This window comes from Streptomyces sp. NPDC005004 (genome assembly GCF_053600675.1).
Map to the genome: position 1 here is coordinate 62,743 of NZ_JBSGAH010000025.1, position 18,148 is coordinate 80,890.

Sequence of the window (18,148 nt, forward strand, 5' to 3'; positions counted from 1 at the left end):
CGGTGGACCCCTCATGGCGGAGCCATGGGTGCCGCGCACAGGTGTGGCGGGCACTCACGGCGGGAGCAGTGGGCGCCGCACACTCAAGCACCGCCGACAGGAGCCCGCAAGATGTCGCGCAGAATCTGTAATTATTCGACAGTCGACCGAATCTCCGGGATGGCGGCCCGGATCTCAGTCGCGCGGGGCCTGTCCGGTGGAGCCGCGGACCACCAGCTCGGGCTCGAACAGCAACTCCTCGGCGGGTACGGCGGTGCCGCCGATCTGCGCGTTCAGCAGTTCCACGGCGGCGCGGCCCATGGCCTCGATGGGCTGGCGCACGGTGGTGAGCGGGGGTTCGGTGCAGTTCATGAACGCCGAGTCGTCGTAGCCGACCACCGAGACCTGCCCGGGCACGTCGAGTCCCTTGCGTCGGGCGGCCCTTACGGCACCGAGGGCGAGCGGGTCGCTGGCGCAGATGATCCCGGTGACGCCGTGGTCGATCAGCCGGGAGGCGGCGGCGTGGCCGCCCTCGATGGAGAAGATGGCGCGGGCCACGCGGGAGTCCGGCAGGTCACCCGCCAGGGCGCGGGCGGCGGCGAGTTTGCGGGCGGACGGCACATGGTCGGCGGGGCCGAGCAGCAGTCCGATGCGCTCGTGACCGAGGGAGGCCAGATGGCGCCACGCCTGTTCGACGGCGACCGCGTCGTCGCAGGACACGCCCGGGAAACCGAGGTGCTCTATCGCCGCGTTGACCAGCACCACGGGCACCTTGCGCTCGGCGAGCCTGCGGTAGTGGTCGTGCGGGGCGTCGGCCTGCGCGTAGAGACCGCCGGCGAAGACGACGCCCGACACCTGTTGCTGGAGCAGCAGCTCCACGTAGTCCGCCTCGGAGACGCCGCCCTTGGTCTGGGTGCAGAGCACCGGGGTGAGCCCGAGCTGTGCCAGCGCGCCCCCGATGACCTCGGCGAACGCGGGGAAGATCGGGTTCTGCAGCTCGGGCAGGACCAGGCCGACGAGCCGGGCGCGCTCGCCGCGCAACTGGGTGGGCCGCTCGTAGCCGAGGACGTCGAGGGCGGTGAGGACCGACTGCCGGGTGGCTTCGGAGACTCCGGGTTTGCCGTTGAGCACCCGGCTGACCGTGGCCTCGCTGACCCCGACCTTCTTCGCCACTTCCGCAAGTCGTCGCGTCATGCGCGCAAGAGTAGCGCAAGTTATGCAAGCGGCTTGCGTAACGGTGACAGAGGTGATCGGCGGTCCGGGAAGAGGGATCACCGCCGCGACGGAAGACCCGGCGCCGTCGGTGACCTGAACACCGACGGGGCCGGGTCAGGTCTGTGCGGGCGGGACGACCGTCAGCCGGGCCCGGTGCGTGGGAGTGGCGGGCTCGCGCGGGATCATCGTCAGCCGGCGGTGGCCCAGCTCGCGCAGGAGGGGCGGGGTCTCGTCGACGATGCGGCACTCGGCGGTGCCCCGGCGCGGGTCGGGGTGGTGCAGCAGCCGTACGGCACCGTCGAGCCGGGCCGCCGACTCCCCGACCGCGCGTATCCAGTGCGGCAGGCCCTGCCGGTAGGCGGCCTCCATGAGCGGGTCGTGGGCCACGTCCCGGCGTATCGCCTGGAGTTCGTGGTCGTGGCCGTAGCCCTCCATCGCGGACTTCAACTGGACCAGCATCGGCAGGCACCAGCCCGCCTCGTGCTCGCCGAGCACCTGGGCCGCGTCGGGATGGAAGAGGACGAAGCGCAGGAAGTTGTCGCCGGGCATCGCGGTGGGATGGGGGCGCACGTCCCCGAAGAGCGTGGCGAAGGCGCCGTTGGCCAGCAGCACGTTCCAGCGGTGGTCCACGAGCAGCGACGGGAACGGGGCAGCCTCCACCACGGCGGCGTAGTCCTCGAGATACGCCCGTGTCTCGGAGCTCTCGGGGACGGGCCGCGCCGCCGGCCGCCGCCCTCCTGCCTGGTGTGCCATCGAGAGGTCACCCCTCTTGCCTCGGCCGCCTTCTCGCGGCCCTGCGATCCTGGGGCCCGGACGAGAGCCGTGTCAACTATCGTGGCATTCCATGCCTGTTGACGGCCGAAATTCGCCACAGTTGTGGCGAGACCTGGATGCGAGTTCGAACGACCGGCTACTCTCCGGGAAGTTCACTCGCGGCCGGCGGTGACGGACGCGGACGCGGACGCGTCGGTCCACGGCCCCGGAGACTTGCCTTGAGAGACGTAGGAGTTCTGTCGGTGACGGATGGCTACGAGAATCCGGGCGCCGCGGCGACCGCTCAGCTGCCCGCCGTCCTCGCCCGCGTCACCGCCCTCGCCGACCGGCTGGGCGTACCGCACGCCGAGGTCTTCGACACCGGGCGGCTCTCGGTCGCCAGCGGTGTTCCGGAGCCGGTGGTCAGGGCCCTGCTCGGCGGACGCCCCGCGGGCGAGCCGGACGTGCAGGCCCGTTTTCTGCAGCGCCTCGACCTGCTGCGCCGCACCCGGCTGAAGCCGGGCGGACGCAAGTACACCCAGCAGGAGATCGCCGACGGCGCGGGCATGTCCCGGCAGCAGGCCGGTGCCCTCATCAACGGCGACCGGCGCCCCACCATGGAGCACTGCGACGCGCTCCAGCGGTTCTTCCGGGTGCACGCGGGCTTCCTGACCGCCGAGGACCCCGAGGCGCTGGCGAGCGCGCTCCAGTACACCGAGCAGGAACTGCTCCAGCGCCTCGCGGACCGGGAGCGGGCCGCGACGAGCACGGCCGAGGACCCGCTGGAGCGGCTGCTCCAGGACCACGGGGTGCGCGGGATCGCCTGGCGGGCCGCCCAACTCCCCACAGACCAGCACCGGGACAAGGTCGCCGAGTGGCTCGACATGCTCCTGGAGAGCGTCCGGCAGCCCGAGTCGTGAGCCGCGTGAGGGGCATCGGCAAGGACATGCGGCGGCTCTGTACCGAGCTGGTCGGGCAACTGGCCCTGCCCGCGCCGGTTCCGCCGCCCGAGCTGTACCGCGCGCTGTGCGGGGCGATGAGCCACCGGCGCGGCCGCCCGGTGCAGTTCCGTACGGCCGTCTTCCCGCCCGGCACCGCCAGCGGGCTGTGGCTGGACATGACCGACCGCGACCTGGTCGTGGTGGAGGAACGCACCGCTCCCGACCACCAGTTGGTGATCCTCGGGCACGAGCTGTGGCACATGCAGGCCGGGCACTGCGATCACCACGTCGAGGGCCTCGGGGTGGGCGTGGCCACCCGGCTGCTGGCCGACGACCCCGACCCGGCCGCGCTCCAGGCGGCGGTGCAACGGGTGGCCGCGCGGACCCGCTTCGACCTGGACGCGGAGCGCGACGCTGAGACCTTCGGGCTGCTCCTCGCCAGCAAGTGCCGTACGCGGATGAGTGGTTCGTCGCTGAGTGGCCCGGTGATCCGGGACGACGTGGCGGGCCGCATCAGCACCTCGCTCGGATACCCGGGCCCGCAGGGCTGACCGCGACGCTTCCCCCGCTCCCCCGCCCACATGGCCTACGGCACCGGCCGCGCCCTGCGCCGACCGGGCGACACCCGCGCTGCGCGCGCGGGGGCGTTGTCAGTGGCGGACGGCAAGCTGGACCCGTGCGCCGCAGCGCGCGTGATCCATGACGCCGAGCCGGGGAGAGCCGACCGATGGCCACCGCCGTACTGACCGACCGTGAGCGCACCGCCGTCCAGGCGTATCTGCGGCTGCTGCACACCGTGCGCGCCGCGTTCGACGGCCCGGCGGCGGCCGGGCCCGGGCCCGCGGTCGTACCGCCGACGGTTCTGGCGGAGGCGGAGCGGGCGCTCGCGGGCGCCGGGCTCGCGGGGAACGAGGAGGAGTTCTTCCGGCTGGTGGGGAGCTGGTGCCCGGAGGGGTGAGACCTGGATGGGGAGCTGGTGCGTGCCCGGAGGGGGTGGTGCCCCTCAAGGCACCGGGCACCGGGCACCGGGCACCGGGCACCGATGCTCAGCCGTGCGGCACCGGCACCGCCGTCAGCACCAGGCCCTGCCCGATCACCCACCGCCCCTGGAACCCGGCCAGCCGCACGCCTGCCACCACCGGTCCCGGCACCAGCAGCCGGGCGTGGAAGGCTCCGCGAGCGGCGCCGTCCGCCCCGGGCAGCAGCTCGATGTCCGCCTCGGCGAAGTCGAGCCATGCCCGCGTCAGCGGGAACCACGCCTTGTACACGGACTCCTTGGCGCTGAACAGCAGCCGGTCCCAGTGCACCTCGGGCCGGGCCGCGGCGAGCGCCCGGTGCCGCTCGCGCTCACCGGGCAGGGCGATGGCGTCGAGGACACCGTCGGGCAGGGCCGCGTGCGTCTCGCCGTCGATGCCGAGGGAGGCCAGTTCGCCGGTGCGGACGAGGGCGGCGGCACGGTAGCCGTCGCAGTGGGTCATGCTGCCGGTCAGTCCCTCGGGCCAGACCGGGGCGCCGCGCTCTCCGGTGAGCACGGGCGCGGGCGGTACACCCAGCTTCTCCATGGCGTGCCGGGCGCAGACGCGTACGGAGGCGAACTCGCGGCGGCGCTTGGCCACCGCGCGGGCCACCAGCGGCCGTTCCTCGGGGAAGAGCGCGCTGTCCGCGTCCCTCGGTTCGCCGAACGCCTCCACGGCCACCACGGACTCCGGAAGCAGTTCCTCGATCACCGGACAGGACCTCCCCAGGCAGCGGGCGCGACGCGGATTTCACCCCAGCACATCCGCCCCCACCGGGCAAGACGGGGCCGGCGCCGAAGGGCTCTCGCCGGGCCGCCGATCCGTAACACGCGCGTTGCACGCGCACACCACCACAGGCCGTATGATCGCCCCAACATCAGCGCCCAACCTCCCCTTCTCCAGGGCGTTTTGGTGACCCTTCCTCCTCCCTGCCCGGGCACGGGCCGCTGAGTCGTGCCCGAAAACCCCGAAAGGCGGCCCGCATGGTCTCTCGCGTACGCGTATGGCTCAACCGCACGTACGCGGAGAACGTGTTCTTCATGGATCAGCTCCGCAGAAACCCGAGCGACCGCGCGGTGGAGATCCACGCCACGCACGGCGACCCGGACTCGCCCGTGCTGGCCGCCGCCGACACCGCCGACCTGGAGCCGGAGGGACTGTCCCCGGCCGGATACGTCGAGTTCGCGCTCGACCAGTGCGCCCGGCGCGGCATCGACGTGTTCGTGCCCCGGCTGCACCAGACGGCGATCGTGGCGCACCGCGCCGAGTTCGAGGCGGCGGGCACCGCGCTGCTCGCGCCGACGCCGGAGGCGGTGGCGGTCTTCGAGGACAAGGCGACGGCGTACGAGGCGGTCACCTCGGTGGGTGTCGCGGTGCCACCGTGGTGGCGGGTGCGCACGGCAGCCGAACTCGTGTCCGCTGTGGAGGAGTTGGAGGAGGCCGGGCACAAGGCGTGCTTCAAGCCCGCGGCCGGTGCGGGCGGGGTCGGCTTCCGGGTGATCACCCGTTCGCCCTTCTCGCTCACACACCTGAGCGGCTTCCCCGGGCCGTACGTCCAGCTCGACCTGGTGGTCGAGGCGCTGCGGCGGGCCGAGGAGGCGGTGGACTGGCTGGTGATGCCGAGGCTGGAGCAGCCGGAGGTGTCGGTGGACTGCCTGACCGGCACGGACAACCGCATCCGGCTGTCGATCGGCCGCACCAAGAACGGCAGGCGGCGCGGGTTCACCCTGGACGAGCGCTGGCTGGAGCCCGCGCGGCTGATCGCGGAGGGCTTCGGGCTGCACCATCTGTCCAACATCCAGTTCCGCATGTTCGAGGACCGTCCGGTGCTGCTCGACGTGAACACCCGTGCGGCGGGCGGGCTGCACCAGCTCGCGTTGTGCGGGGTCAACGCACCCTGGGCGGCTGTGCAGCTGGCCATGGGCGAGGACCCGGGCGTGATCGAGCCGCCGTTCCTCGGGCAGGACTACACGACGGTGTCCGGGGCGCGTCCGCTGCGCCCGGTGTCGGTGCCCCGGCAGCGCACCGAGGAGGCGGAGGTGCTGCTGCCCGTCGCCCCGGCGCCCGCCCAGCAGGCGACGGCACGCGCCGAGGCGCTGCCGCTCTCCTGAGCACCCCGGCCTCCCCTCCGAGGTCTCTTGGTATGGGCCAATTCGGTTCAATGGCTTGACAGTTGAATTGGTCCATACCACTTTGGACGACGCACCTCCTTCGCACTCTGTGCACTCCCGGACACCTCCATCCCCACAGGGAGATCGCGTGCGTCATCCATTCGGGCGTCCCAGACGCCGGCTTCTCGCTCTGCTCGGTTCCGCCGCCCTCGCCCTCGGCGGGGCCATCGCCCTGCCGGGCACCGCGCAGGCGGCCAACGTCCTCACCAACCCCGGCTTCGAGTCGGGGAGTCTGTCGCCGTGGACCTGTACGGGCAACCTCGGCTCGGTCGTCTCCTCCCCCGTGCACGGCGGCTCCAAGGCCCTCCAGGGCGCGGTGAGCGACAGCGACAACGCCCAGTGCAGCCAGACGGTCGCGGTCAAGCCGAACACCACCTACGCGCTCAGCGGCTGGGTCCGCGGTTCGTACGTCTACCTCGGCGTCGACGGCGGCGCCTCCACCTGGACCACCTCACCGTCCGCCTACAGCCAGCTCAGCCTCTCCTTCACCACGGGCGCCTCGCAGACCAGCGCCAAGATCTATGTGCACGGCTGGTACGCGCAGGGCACCTACTGGGCCGACGACATCAACCTGGACGGCCCGGGCGGCGGGGGCGGCGGTGACACCCAGGCGCCGAGCGCGCCGAGCGGGCTCGCCTCCACCGGCAAGACCTCCTCCAGCGTGTCGCTGAAGTGGAACGCCGCCACCGACAACGTCGGCGTGACCGCCTACGACATCTACAGCGGCTCCAACCAGCTCCTCAGCGTGGCGGGCACGTCGGCCACCGTCAGCGGGCTGTCGCCGAGCACGTCGTACACCTTCACCGTGAAGGCGCGGGACGCGGCCGGGAACGTCTCCGGGGCGTCCAACTCCGTGACCGTGACGACGGACGCGGGCTCCGGGGGCGGGGGCGGCGGCTTCAAGCAGGCCGCGCCGTACCTCTACGAGGGCTGGGGCGATCCGCCGAACCCGCAGACCGTGATGAGCGCGACCGGGATCAAGTGGTTCACGATGGCGTTCGTCCTCGACTCCGGCGGCTGCAACCCCTCCTGGGACGGCAGCAGGCCGCTGACCGGCGGCGCCGACCAGACCGCGATCAACCAGATCCGCTCGGCGGGCGGTGACGTCGTCCCCTCCTTCGGTGGCTGGCAGGGCAGCAAGCTCGGCGCCAACTGCTCCTCGGCGAGCGCGCTCGCGGGTGCCCTTCAGAAGGTGATCGACGCCTACGGGCTCAAGGCGATCGACATGGACATCGAGAACACGGACGAGTTCGAGAACGAGGCCGTGCAGGCGAAGATCCTGACCGCGCTGAAGACGGTCAAGGCCAACAACCCCGGCCTGAAGACCATCGTCACCTTCGGCACCTCGACCACCGGCCCGACCTACTACGGCAACCGGCTGATCGAGCAGGCGCAGTCGCTGAACGCCAACATCGACGTGTTCACCATCATGCCGTTCGACTTCGGCGGCGGCTCGGACATGTACGGCAACACCGTCAACGCGGCCGAGGGCCTGAAGAACAAGCTCAAGTCCACGTTCGGCTGGGACGACAGTACGGCGTACTCCCACATCGGGATCTCCGGCATGAACGGCCTGTCCGACCAGCAGGAGAACACGACACCCGCCATCTGGACCCAGATCAAGGACTGGTCCAACTCCCACCACATCGCCCGCCTCGCCTACTGGGCGGTCAACCGTGACCGGTCCTGCCCCGGCGGCGGCGTGGTGAGCAACTGCTCCGGCATCAGCCAGAGCACCTGGCAGTTCACGTCGATCACGGCCGGCTTCACCGGCTGAGGTCACGTCGCGTACGGCGGAGGGCCGCTCGGCGGAGCGGCCCTCCGTCCTGCCTCGGAAACCCCTAGGTCAGATAGGCCAGTTCGGGGTGGACGGCGGTGTAGCCGTCGAGGAGACGGCGGGCGACGTTCACCGAGTCGACCAGTGGATGCAGCGCGAACGCCTTGACCGCGCTCGCCCGCGAGCCCGACCCCGCGGCGGCCAGCACCTCCCGCTCCACTGCCTTGACCGCGCAGACCAGACCGGTGGCGTGGCCGGGCAGCGGGTCGGTGGCGAGGGGGTGGGCGCCGTCGGCGCCGACCTGGCAGGGGACTTCGATGACCGCGTCGGCGTCGAGGGCCGAAAGCGTCGTGCGATTGCGGACGTTGAGGATCAGGGTCGTGCGCTCGTCACGGGCGACTGCCCGCATCAGGGCGAGGGCGACCTGCTCGTATCCGCCGGACAGGTCCTCCTCCTCCCGCTCGCCCGCGCCCGCGCTCTCCCGGTTCTCCGCCATGTACGTCGCCTCGCGCTCGGCGCGGGTGCGGTCCCAGGCGGCGAGGGCGGAGACACCCGGGTCGGCGGCCTCGGCGTAGAAGCGCGCCTGCTGCTCGCCGAGGAAGGCGCCGCGGGTCGACTCGGCTTCCCGGTAGGCGCGTACGGTCTCGCGGTTGAAGTAGTAGTAGTGCAGGTACTCGTTGGGGATCGCGCCGAGGGACTGGAGCCAGTCGGTGCCGAAGAGGCGGCCCTCCTCGAACGAGCCGAGCAGCGCGGGGTCGGCGAGCAGACGCGGGAGTTCGTCGCGTCCTGCGACGCGCAACCCCCGCACCCAGCCCAGGTGGTTGAGGCCGACGTAGTCCACGAACGCCTCGCGCGGATCGGCACCGAGCACGCGGGCGATACGGCGGCCGAGGCCGACCGGGGAGTCGCAGATGCCGATGACGCGGTCACCCAGGTGGCGGGACATGGCCTCGGTGACGAGACCGGCCGGATTGGTGAAGTTGATGACCCAGGCGTCCGGCGCGAGCCGGGCCACACGGCGGGCGATGGCGTCCGCGACGGGGACGGTCCGCAGCCCGTAGGCGATGCCGCCCGCCCCGACGGTCTCCTGTCCGAGCACCCCCTCGGCCAGCGCGACCCGCTCGTCCTCCGCGCGGCCCCGCAGTCCCCCGACCCGGATCGCGGAGAACACGAAGTCGGCTCCGCGCAGGGCCTCGTCGAGATCGATGGTGGCCGTGACGCGCGGAGCGTCCGCCACCCCGGCCGCCTGTTCGCCCAGCACCCGCGTCACGGTCCGCAGCCGCGCCGCGTCCGTGTCGTACAGCACGACGTCGGTGACCCGTCCCGCGCCACGGTCGCCGAGCAGCGCGCCGTACACGAGCGGCACGCGGAATCCGCCGCCTCCCAGAATCGTCAGCCTCACGTCCGTACCCTTCGCGCGCCGCCACCGGTCACCTTCCCGGATCATGGCACGCGCGGGGCGGACCCGGCGCGATCTGCTCCGGTACGGGCGGCTTCAGAGCGTGAACTCCCGTGCCCCGCAAGGAGTTTCCTTGTTTCAACCCTTGACGCCCGCAGGGCCGCGGAGCACATTGGCGGCACCTTGAGAGCGCTCTCAAGGGCACCCGCAGCACTTTCTCCCCGTACCCGGAAGGCACCCCCATGAGCGAAACCTCCGGTATGCCGCGCGCGGTCGGCAGACGCCGGTACTCCGTCCGCCGGGCCCTCGTCGCGGCCATCGGCACGCTGGGCCTTGCGGCCGTGGCGGCGGCGACGGGCGTCGCCCCCGCCGACGCCTCCGCGCCCGCGCCCTCCTCCGGCTGGAGCCAGGTCTTCCTGGACGACTTCGACGGCGCGGCCGGTTCCGGCGTCAACACCTCCGACTGGCAGTACGACACCGGGACCTCGTACCCCGGCGGCGCGGCGGGCTGGGGTACCGGCGAGGTCGAGACGATGACCTCGAGCACCAGCAACGTCGCCCTGGACGGCAACGGCAATCTGCTGATCACCCCGCGCCGCGACGCCTCCGGCAACTGGACCTCGGGCCGCATCGAGACCAGGCGCACCGACTTCCAGCCCCCGGCCGGCGGCAAGCTGCGCGTGCAGGCGCGCATCCAGTTGCCCAACGTCACGGGCGCGGCGGCCAAGGGCTACTGGCCCGCGTTCTGGATGCTCGGCGCGCCGTTCCGGGGCAACTACTGGAACTGGCCGGGTGTGGGCGAGCTGGACATCATGGAGAACGTCCAGGGCCTGAACACCGACTGGTCCACCGTGCACTGCGGCACCAACCCGGGCGGCCCGTGCAACGAGACCACCGGGATCGGCGGTTCGACGTCCTGCACCGGCACCTCCTGTCAGGCGGGCTTCCACACCTACGCGATGGAGTGGGACCGCTCCACGAGCCCCGAGGAGGTCCGCTTCTACCTCGACGGCGTCAACTTCCACACCGTCAAGGCGAACCAGGTGGACGCGACCACCTGGGCCAACGCCACCAACCACGGCTACTTCGTCATCCTCAACGTGGCGATGGGCGGCGGCTTCCCGGGCGCCTTCGGCGGCGGACCCGACGGCGGCACCGAGCCGGGGCACCCGATGACCGTGGACTACGTCCAGGTCCTCCAGTCCGGTGACGGCGGCACCACTCCCCCGCCCTCCGGCGGCAGCCGTGACGCCTACGGCACCATCCAGGCCGAGTCCTACGACAGCCAGTCCGGCACCACCACCGAGTCCACCACCGACTCCGGCGGCGGCCAGGACCTCGGCTATGTCTCGAACGGGGACTGGGCGCTCTACAAGGGCGTGGACTTCGGCTCCACCCCGGCCACCCAGTTCAAGGCCCGCGTGGCCAGCGGCGCCCCCGACGGCGTCAGCGGCCTGGTCGAGGTCCGTCTGGACAGCCGCTCCAACGCCCCCGTCGGCAGCTTCGCCGTCGGCAACACCGGCGGCTGGCAGACCTGGCGCACGGTCCCGGCCAACATCTCCTCGGTGACGGGCAAGCACGACGTCTACCTCACCTTCAGCAGCGGCCAGCCGGCCGACTTCGTGAACGTGAACTGGTTCGGCTTCGCCCACTGACGGGGGATCACGGACCCGCGGGTGCCGCCAGGAGGACCTTCCTCCCGGCGGCACCCGCGTAGGTGCGCCCGCCTCAGCGCAGCTCCGCCCGGAAAGCCACCGGGGTCTGGCCCGTGTGGAGGTGGAAGAACTTGGAGAAGTTGGCGTTGTCCGGGAAGCCGACGGCGGCGCCGACGCGGCCGATGGGCATGTCGGTGTGGGCGAGGAGGCGCTTGGCCTCCAGGATGACGCGGCGGTCGATGAAGCCCTTGGGGGTCTGGCCGGTGGCGGCACGGACGGCGCGGACCAGGGTGCGGCGGGAGTAACCGAGGGCGTCGGCGTAGGCGTTGACGCTGTGGTTGGTGGGGAAGCCCTTCTCGACCGCGTCGCGGAAGAGGGTGAAGGTGGTGTCGGCCTGGCGCCGGGACGCCTCGGCGGAGCTGGCCGCGAGGTGGGCCAGGCGCAGCAGGAAGGCCGTCAGGCTGTGCCGCAGGACGGCGGTGTGCAGGCTGAGCGGGAGGGTAGTGGTGTCCTCGTACTCGCGGCGCAGCTGGTCCAGGGACGCCTGCAGCGCGGCGAGCCGGTCGGGTTCGGGGCGCAGCAGCGGAGGCAGGTCGTAGCGGTAGAGGTTGGTGGCCTCGACGGTGGAGCGGGGGAGGAAGCCGGGCTGCATGTTGAGGACGGTGCCCCGGTACTCGCTGGTGCGGTCGAAGCGGTGGATCTGGCCGGGCCGGATCCACAGCAGATCGCCGGGCCCCGCCTCGTACTCCGCGAAGTCGATCATGTGCCGTACGGGGCCCCCGGTGAAGAGCATGACCACGTGGAAGTCGATGCGGTGGACGCGGTCGAGCGGCGCGTCGGCGTGCCAGGTGTGATCGGTGCCCATCGCGCCGACCTGCATCCCGACGCCGCCCACCGCCAGCTCGGTCGGGAAGGGGAAGGTCGCGATGCCCTCGCCGTGCCGACCGCCCGGAGCGGCTTGAGTGGTTCTGTCCGCCATGTTCTTTTCGCGCCGTCCCTCTCACGCGTTCGTTGTCCCAGATTCACCACAGGCTGACACACCCCGACCTTTCCGCGAAAAAGTCAGACTTTTAAGTTTGAACGCGTTTGATCAGAAACCATGCTTCGAACGAGGACTTCTTGAAGATGAGCACGCAGACACCCGAGAGCTTCGAGTGGACCGATCTGGACCGTCGCGCCGTCGACACGGCCCGGCTTCTCGCGGCCGACGCCGTGCAGAAGGTCGGCAACGGCCACCCCGGCACCGCGATGAGCCTCGCGCCTGCCGCGTACACGATCTTTCAGAAGGTGATGAAGCACGACCCGGCGGACCCCGAGTGGACCGGCCGTGACCGCTTCGTGCTGTCGCCCGGACACACCTCGCTGACGCTGTACACCCAGCTCTTCCTCGCGGGCTACGAGCTGGAGCTGGACGACCTCAAGGCGTTCCGCACCCAGGGCTCGAAGACGCCCGGGCACCCGGAGTACGGGCACACGGCCGGTGTGGAGACGACGACCGGACCGCTCGGCCAGGGCGCCGCCAACGCGGTGGGCATGGCCATGGCCGCCCGCTACGAGCGCGGTCTGTTCGACCCGGAGGCCCCCGCCGGCACCTCCCCCTTCGACCACACCATCTGGGCGATCGTCTCCGACGGCGACCTGGAGGAGGGCGTCTCCGCCGAGGCGTCCTCGCTCGCCGGCCACCAGAAGCTCGGCAACCTGGTCTTCCTCTACGACGACAACCACATCTCGATCGAGGGCGACACCGAGACCGCCTTCTCCGAGGACGTCCTCAAGCGGTACGAGGCCTACGGCTGGCACACCCAGCGCATCGAGCCCACCGCCGAGGGCGACGTGGACGTCCCCGCCCTGTACGCGGCCCTGACGGCCGCCAAGGCCGAGACCGGGCGCCCCTCCATCATCGCGATGCGCACGATCATCGCCTGGCCCGCCCCGAACGCCAAGAACACCGAGGCGTCCCACGGCTCCGCCCTCGGCGCCGAGGAGATCGCGGCCACCAAGCGCGTTCTCGGCTTCGACCCGGAGCAGTCCTTCGAGGTCTCCGACGAGGTCCTGCGCCACGCCCGCCGCGCCCTGGACCGCGGTGCCGAGGCGCACGCCGCCTGGGACAAGAAGATCGCCGAGTGGCGCACCGCCCAGCCCGAGCGCGCCGAGCTGTTCGACCGCGTCTCCAAGGGCGAGCTGCCCGAGGGCTGGCAGGACGCCCTGCCGGTCTTCGAGGAGGGCACCTCGGTCGCCACCCGCGCCGCCTCCGGCAAGGTCCTCCAGGCCCTCGGCCCGGTCCTGCCCGAGCTGTGGGGCGGCTCCGCCGACCTCGCGGGCTCGAACAACACCACCATCGACGCGAGCAGCTCCTTCCTCCCGGAGGGCAACCCGCTGCCCGAGGCGAACCCGTACGGCCGTACCGTCCACTTCGGTATCCGCGAGTTCTCCATGGCCGCCGAGATGAACGGCATCGCCCTGCACGGCAACACCCGCGTCTACGGCGGCACCTTCCTGGTGTTCTCCGACTACATGCGCAACGCCGTCCGCATGTCGGCCCTCATGCAGCTCCCGGTGACGTACGTGTGGACGCACGACTCCATCGGTCTCGGCGAGGACGGCCCGACCCACCAGCCGGTCGAGCACCTGGCCTCGCTGCGCGCGATCCCGGGCCTCAACGTCGTCCGCCCGGCGGACGCCAACGAGACCGCCATCGCCTGGGCCGAGATCCTGAAGAGGCACGCGAGCGACCCGGCCCCGCACGGACTCGCGCTCACCCGCCAGGGTGTCCCGACGTACGCTCCGAACGAGGACGCGGCCAAGGGCGGCTACGTCCTCGCCGACTCCTCGACCGAGGTCCCGGAGGTGATCATCATCGCGACCGGCTCCGAGGTGCACCTCGCCGTGGCCGCCCGTGAGGCCCTGGAGGCCGAGGGCATCGGTACGCGCGTGGTCTCCATGCCGTCCGTGGAGTGGTTCGAGCAGCAGGACCGCGCCTACCGCGAGAGCGTCCTGCCGCCCGCCGTCAAGGCGCGTGTGGCCGTCGAGGCCGGCATCGGCCTGACCTGGTACCGCTACGTGGGCGACGCGGGCCGCATCGTCTCCCTGGAGCACTTCGGCGCCTCCGCCGACGCCAAGACCCTGTTCGCCGAGTACGGCTTCACCCCCGAGAACGTCGCCGCCGTGGCCCGCGAATCGCTGGCCGCCGCGCGCGCCTGATCCACGCGACAAAGAAAGAATGAGCACTGTGACCGAAGCAATCAGCACCCCCGGTTCCCTCAAGCGTCTGGCCGACGAGGGCGTCTCGGTCTGGCTGGACGACCTGTCGCGCAAGCGGATCACCTCGGGCAGCCTCGCCGAGCTGGTGACGGACGGCGGCGTCGTCGGCGTCACCACCAACCCCTCCATCTTCCAGGCCGCCATCGGCTCGGGCGAGGGTTACGAGGAGCAGCTCACCGACCTGGCCGTGCGCGGCCTGACCGTCGACGAGGCCGTCCGCATGATGACGACCGCCGACGTGCGTGACGCCTCCGACATCCTGCGCGGCGTGTACGACGCCACCGAGGGCCGTGACGGCCGGGTCTCCATCGAGGTCGACCCCCGTCTGGCCCACAACACCGTCGCCACCGTGGCCGAGGCCAAGCAGCTCAACTGGCTGGTCGACCGCCCCAACGTGATGATCAAGATCCCGGCCACCAAGGCGGGTCTGCCGGCCATCACCGAGGTCATCGGCCTGGGCATCAGCGTCAACGTGACCCTGATCTTCTCCCTGGAGCGCTACCGCGAGGTCATGGCCGCCTACCTGGCCGGCCTGGAGAAGGCCAAGGAGCGCGGCATCGACCTGTCGCGGATCCACTCCGTGGCGTCCTTCTTCGTGTCCCGCGTGGACTCCGAGATCGACAAGCGCCTGACCGCCCTCGGCACCGACGAGGCCCTGGCCCTGAAGGGCCGCGCGGCCCTCGCCAACGCCCGTCTGGCCTACGAGGCGTACGAGGAGGTCTTCTCCTCCGACCGCTGGCAGGCGCTCGCCGCGGCGGGTGCCAACAAGCAGCGTCCGCTGTGGGCCTCCACCGGTGTGAAGGACCCGGCGTACAAGGACACCCTGTACGTGGACGAGCTGGTCGCCCCCGGCACCGTCAACACCATGCCCGAGGGCACGCTCAAGGCCACCGCCGACCACGGCGACATCACCGGTGACACGGTGACCGGCCGCTACGAGCAGGCCCGCGCCGACCTCGCCGCCGTGGAGAAGCTCGGCATCTCCTACGACGAGGTCGTCCAGCAGCTCGAGGACGAGGCCGTCGCCAAGTTCGAGGCCGCCTGGCAGGAGCTGCTGGACGCCGTGACCGAGTCCCTGAAGAGCAAGGGAGTGGACGCGTAATGGCAAGCAAGTCAGCAGGGGCCAAGTCGGCCCCCGCCGAAGCCGGGGCCGCGCAGGCCCCGGCCGAGGCCGAGGTCAAGGCGGCCCCCGCCGAGACCGAGCCCAAGACGCGCAAGGCCAAGGAGCGGCCCGCCGCCGCCCGCGCGGCCGAGCAGGTGCGCGTCCCGGTGGCCCCGGCCGCCGACTGGGAGAACCCGCTGCGCGACCCCCGCGACCGCCGGCTCCCCCGCATCGCGGGCCCGTCCGGCCTGGTCATCTTCGGTGTCACCGGTGACCTGTCCCGCAAGAAGCTCATGCCGGCCGTCTACGACCTCGCCAACCGCGGTCTGCTGCCGCCGGGCTTCTCCCTGGTGGGCTTCGCCCGCCGTGACTGGGAGGACCAGGACTTCGCGCAGGTCGTCCACGACGCCGTCAAGGAGCACGCGCGCACGCCGTTCCGCGAGGAGGTGTGGCAGCAGCTCGCCGAAGGTATGCGCTTCATCCCCGGCGACTTCGACGACGACACCGCCTTCGACCAGCTCAAGCAGGCCGTCGACGAGCTGGACGCCTCCCGGGGCACCGGCGGCAACTTCGCGTACTACCTCTCGGTGCCGCCGAAGTTCTTCCCCAAGGTCGTCCAGCAGCTCAAGAAGCACGGCCTGGCGGACGCCCCCGAGGGCTCCTGGCGCCGCGCGGTCATCGAGAAGCCGTTCGGCCACGACCTGGCCAGCGCGCACGAGCTGAACGCGATCGTGCACGAGGTGTTCGAGCCGGACCAGGTGTTCCGCATCGACCACTACCTCGGCAAGGAGACCGTCCAGAACATCCTGGCGCTCCGCTTCGCCAACCAGATGTACGAGCCCATCTGGAACCGCAGTTACGTCGACCACGTGCAGATCACGATGGCCGAGGACATCGGCATCGGCGGCCGCGCGGGCTACTACGACGGCATCGGCGCCGCCCGTGACGTGATCCAGAACCACCTGCTCCAGCTCATGGCGCTCACCGCCATGGAGGAGCCGATCGCGTTCGACGCGGACTCGCTGCTCACCGAGAAGCTGAAGGTCCTCAAGTCGGTCCGCCTTCCGGAGGAGCTGGGCGAGCACACCGTGCGCGGCCAGTACGCCGCGGGCTGGCAGGGCGGCGAGAAGGTCGTCGGCTACCTCGAAGAGGACGGGATCGACCCCGAGTCGAAGACCGACACCTACGCGGCCGTGAAGCTGGAGATCGACAACCGCCGCTGGGCGGGCGTGCCGTTCTACCTGCGCACCGGCAAGCGGCTCGGCCGTCGCGTCACCGAGATCGCGATCGTCTTCAAGCGCGCCCCGCACTCCCCCTTCGACTCCACCGCCACGGAGGAGCTGGGCGAGAACGCGATCGTCATCCGCGTCCAGCCGGACGAGGGCATGACCGTGCGCTTCGGCTCCAAGGTGCCGGGCACCTCGATGGAGATCCGGGACGTGTCGATGGACTTCGCGTACGGCGAGTCCTTCACCGAGTCCAGCCCCGAGGCGTACGAGCGGCTCATCCTGGACGTGCTCCTCGGCGACGCCAACCTGTTCCCCCGTACCCAGGAAGTGGAAGAGTCCTGGAAGATCCTCGACCCGATCGAGGAGTACTGGGACACCCACGGCAAGCCGGCGCAGTACGAATCCGGCAGCTGGGGACCGCGGGAAGCCGACGAGATGCTCGCACGAGACGGACGGAGCTGGCGCAGGCCATGAAGATCGACCTGACCGACACCACGGCAAGCAAGATCAACAAGGCGCTGGTGGAGGGCCGCCGAGCGATCGGCACCCCGGCCGTCGGCATGGTCCTGACGATGGTCATCGTCACGGACGAGGAGAACGCCTACGACGCGATCAAGGCCGCCGAGGAAGCCTCGCACGAGCACCCCTCGCGCACCCTGGTCGTCATCAAGCGCCACCCGCGCACCCTGCGCGACCGGACCAACTCCCGGCTCGACGCCGAGGTCCGCGTCGGCTCCGAGGCAGGCGCCGGCGAGACCGTCGTGCTGCGCACCTACGGCGAGGTCTCCGACCACGCCGGGTCCGTCGTGCTGCCGCTGCTGCTCCCCGACGCCCCCGTGGTCGTCTGGTGGCCGGTGGAGGCTCCCGAGGCGCCCGCCAAGGACTCCCTGGGCGCGCTCGCCCAGCGCCGGATCACCGACCTGTACGCGGTCGACCGTCCCCTGGAGGTCCTGGAGACCCGGGCCCGCACCTACGCCCCCGGCGACACCGACCTCGCCTGGACCCGGCTGACCCCGTGGCGCTCGATGCTCGCCGCCGCCCTTGACCAGGCGCGGGTCAAGGTGACCTCGGCCGCCGTCGAGGCGGAGGAGGACAACCCCAGCGCCGAGCTGCTCGCGCGCTGGCTGGAGGCCCGCCTGAACGTGAAGGTGGACCGCGTCGTCAGCGGCGGCCCGGTCGTCACCGCCGTACGGCTCGGCACCGAAGAGGGCGAGATCGTGATCGACCGGCCCGAGGGCCCGCTGGCCACGCTGACCCTGCCGGGCCAGCCGCCGCGCACCCTGGCGCTGAAGGTCCGCACGACCTCGGAGCTGATCGCCGAGGAGCTGCGCCGCCTCGACGCAGACGAGATGTACGCCATCGCCCTCAAGGGCGAGGCCACCAAGGAGAACTCCTGACATGTCCGACGCACTGTCAGACACCCCCAAGCTCACCCGCAGGCCCGAGTGGACGGCGCTCGCCGACCACCGTGCCACGCCCCAGCCGCATCTGCGCGAGCTGTTCGCGGCGGACCCGTCCCGCGCCGAGCGGTACGTCGTCCGGGTGGGCGACCTGCACATCGACTACAGCAAGCATCTGGTGACGGACGAGACGCTCGCGCTGCTCCAGGAGCTGGCGACGGCCACGGACGTGTTCGGGCTGCGGGACGCG

The 18,148-nt window shown here is 71.4% G+C and carries 15 protein-coding genes and 1 pseudogene; 11 read left to right on the plus strand and 5 right to left on the minus strand.

Features of this window, described 5'->3' with window-relative positions:
* Positions 1-174 precede the first annotated feature (174 nt).
* Together ACWEEU_RS27550 and ACWEEU_RS27555 are read right to left on the minus strand one after the other, a co-directional pair.
* Positions 175-1,173 (minus strand): LacI family DNA-binding transcriptional regulator, encoded by a 999-nt coding sequence (locus tag ACWEEU_RS27550; RefSeq protein WP_385749489.1) that lies wholly within the window; start codon positions 1,171-1,173, stop codon positions 175-177.
* A 135-nt stretch (positions 1,174-1,308) separates the two neighbouring features.
* Positions 1,309-1,947, minus strand: a complete 639-nt coding sequence (locus ACWEEU_RS27555) for an MmyB family transcriptional regulator (RefSeq protein WP_385749491.1) — start codon at positions 1,945-1,947, stop codon at positions 1,309-1,311.
* Positions 1,948-2,210: 263 nt separating this feature from the next.
* Between ACWEEU_RS27555 and ACWEEU_RS27560 the strand changes: the two genes are divergently transcribed.
* The 3 genes from ACWEEU_RS27560 to ACWEEU_RS27570 all read left to right on the plus strand — a co-directional run bounded on the left by ACWEEU_RS27560 (position 2,211) and on the right by ACWEEU_RS27570 (position 3,846).
* Entirely contained in the window at positions 2,211-2,867 is a 657-nt protein-coding gene (locus tag ACWEEU_RS27560; protein ID WP_385749493.1) for a helix-turn-helix domain-containing protein, read from the plus strand.
* 26 nt (positions 2,868-2,893) lie between these two features.
* Entirely contained in the window at positions 2,894-3,439 is a 546-nt protein-coding gene (locus tag ACWEEU_RS27565; RefSeq protein ID WP_451735789.1) for a toxin-antitoxin system, toxin component, read from the plus strand.
* A gap of 176 nt (positions 3,440-3,615) precedes the next feature.
* Positions 3,616-3,846, plus strand: coding sequence for a hypothetical protein (locus ACWEEU_RS27570; protein ID WP_385749496.1), 231 nt, complete (start codon positions 3,616-3,618; stop codon positions 3,844-3,846).
* An 88-nt stretch (positions 3,847-3,934) separates the two neighbouring features.
* On the opposite strand, the gene ACWEEU_RS27575 is transcribed toward ACWEEU_RS27570, so the two are convergent.
* Positions 3,935-4,615 carry a 4'-phosphopantetheinyl transferase family protein gene (locus tag ACWEEU_RS27575; protein ID WP_451735765.1) on the minus strand — a complete coding sequence of 227 codons (681 nt, stop codon included), beginning with the start codon at positions 4,613-4,615 and terminating at the stop codon, positions 3,935-3,937.
* 272 nt (positions 4,616-4,887) lie between these two features.
* Between ACWEEU_RS27575 and ACWEEU_RS27580 the strand changes: the two genes are divergently transcribed.
* Positions 4,888-6,015 (plus strand): ATP-grasp domain-containing protein, encoded by a 1,128-nt coding sequence (locus tag ACWEEU_RS27580; protein WP_451735768.1) that lies wholly within the window; start codon positions 4,888-4,890, stop codon positions 6,013-6,015.
* 148 nt (positions 6,016-6,163) lie between these two features.
* Positions 6,164-7,852, plus strand: coding sequence for a carbohydrate binding domain-containing protein (locus ACWEEU_RS27585; protein WP_451735771.1), 1,689 nt, complete (start codon positions 6,164-6,166; stop codon positions 7,850-7,852).
* Positions 7,853-7,916: 64 nt separating this feature from the next.
* On the opposite strand, the gene ACWEEU_RS27590 is transcribed toward ACWEEU_RS27585, so the two are convergent.
* Positions 7,917-9,254: a 6-phospho-beta-glucosidase gene (locus tag ACWEEU_RS27590; protein ID WP_451735774.1), complete on the minus strand. Its 1,338-nt coding sequence runs from the start codon at positions 9,252-9,254 to the stop codon at positions 7,917-7,919.
* Positions 9,255-9,493: 239 nt separating this feature from the next.
* On the opposite strand from ACWEEU_RS27590, the gene ACWEEU_RS27595 reads away from it, so the two are divergent.
* Positions 9,494-10,906 (plus strand): glycoside hydrolase family 16 protein, encoded by a 1,413-nt coding sequence (locus ACWEEU_RS27595; RefSeq protein ID WP_451735777.1) that lies wholly within the window; start codon positions 9,494-9,496, stop codon positions 10,904-10,906.
* A gap of 73 nt (positions 10,907-10,979) precedes the next feature.
* On the opposite strand, the gene ACWEEU_RS27600 is transcribed toward ACWEEU_RS27595, so the two are convergent.
* On the minus strand, positions 10,980-11,885 hold the full coding sequence (locus ACWEEU_RS27600; RefSeq protein WP_451735780.1) for a helix-turn-helix domain-containing protein: 906 nt from the start codon (positions 11,883-11,885) through the stop codon (positions 10,980-10,982).
* A gap of 146 nt (positions 11,886-12,031) precedes the next feature.
* Between ACWEEU_RS27600 and tkt the strand changes: the two genes are divergently transcribed.
* From tkt to ACWEEU_RS27625, 5 genes and pseudogenes are all read left to right on the plus strand, one after another.
* On the plus strand, positions 12,032-14,107 hold the full coding sequence (gene tkt, locus ACWEEU_RS27605; RefSeq protein WP_385741968.1) for a transketolase: 2,076 nt from the start codon (positions 12,032-12,034) through the stop codon (positions 14,105-14,107).
* A 19-nt stretch (positions 14,108-14,126) separates the two neighbouring features.
* Positions 14,127-15,269: a transaldolase gene (gene tal / locus ACWEEU_RS27610; protein ID WP_451735784.1), complete on the plus strand. Its 1,143-nt coding sequence runs from the start codon at positions 14,127-14,129 to the stop codon at positions 15,267-15,269.
* Positions 15,269-16,972, plus strand: a complete 1,704-nt coding sequence (gene zwf / locus ACWEEU_RS27615) for a glucose-6-phosphate dehydrogenase (protein ID WP_385741972.1) — start codon at positions 15,269-15,271, stop codon at positions 16,970-16,972. Before tal ends, zwf begins: the two co-directional genes overlap by 1 nt.
* The gene (gene opcA, locus ACWEEU_RS27620; protein WP_385741973.1) at positions 16,969-17,895 is read left to right on the plus strand and encodes a glucose-6-phosphate dehydrogenase assembly protein OpcA; all 927 of its coding nucleotides are present in this window, start codon (positions 16,969-16,971) and stop codon (positions 17,893-17,895) included. The genes zwf and opcA overlap by 4 nt, the downstream gene beginning before the upstream one ends.
* Before the next feature lie 13 nt (positions 17,896-17,908).
* Positions 17,909-18,148, plus strand: a pseudogene (locus tag ACWEEU_RS27625) (glucose-6-phosphate isomerase); the annotation flags it as partial.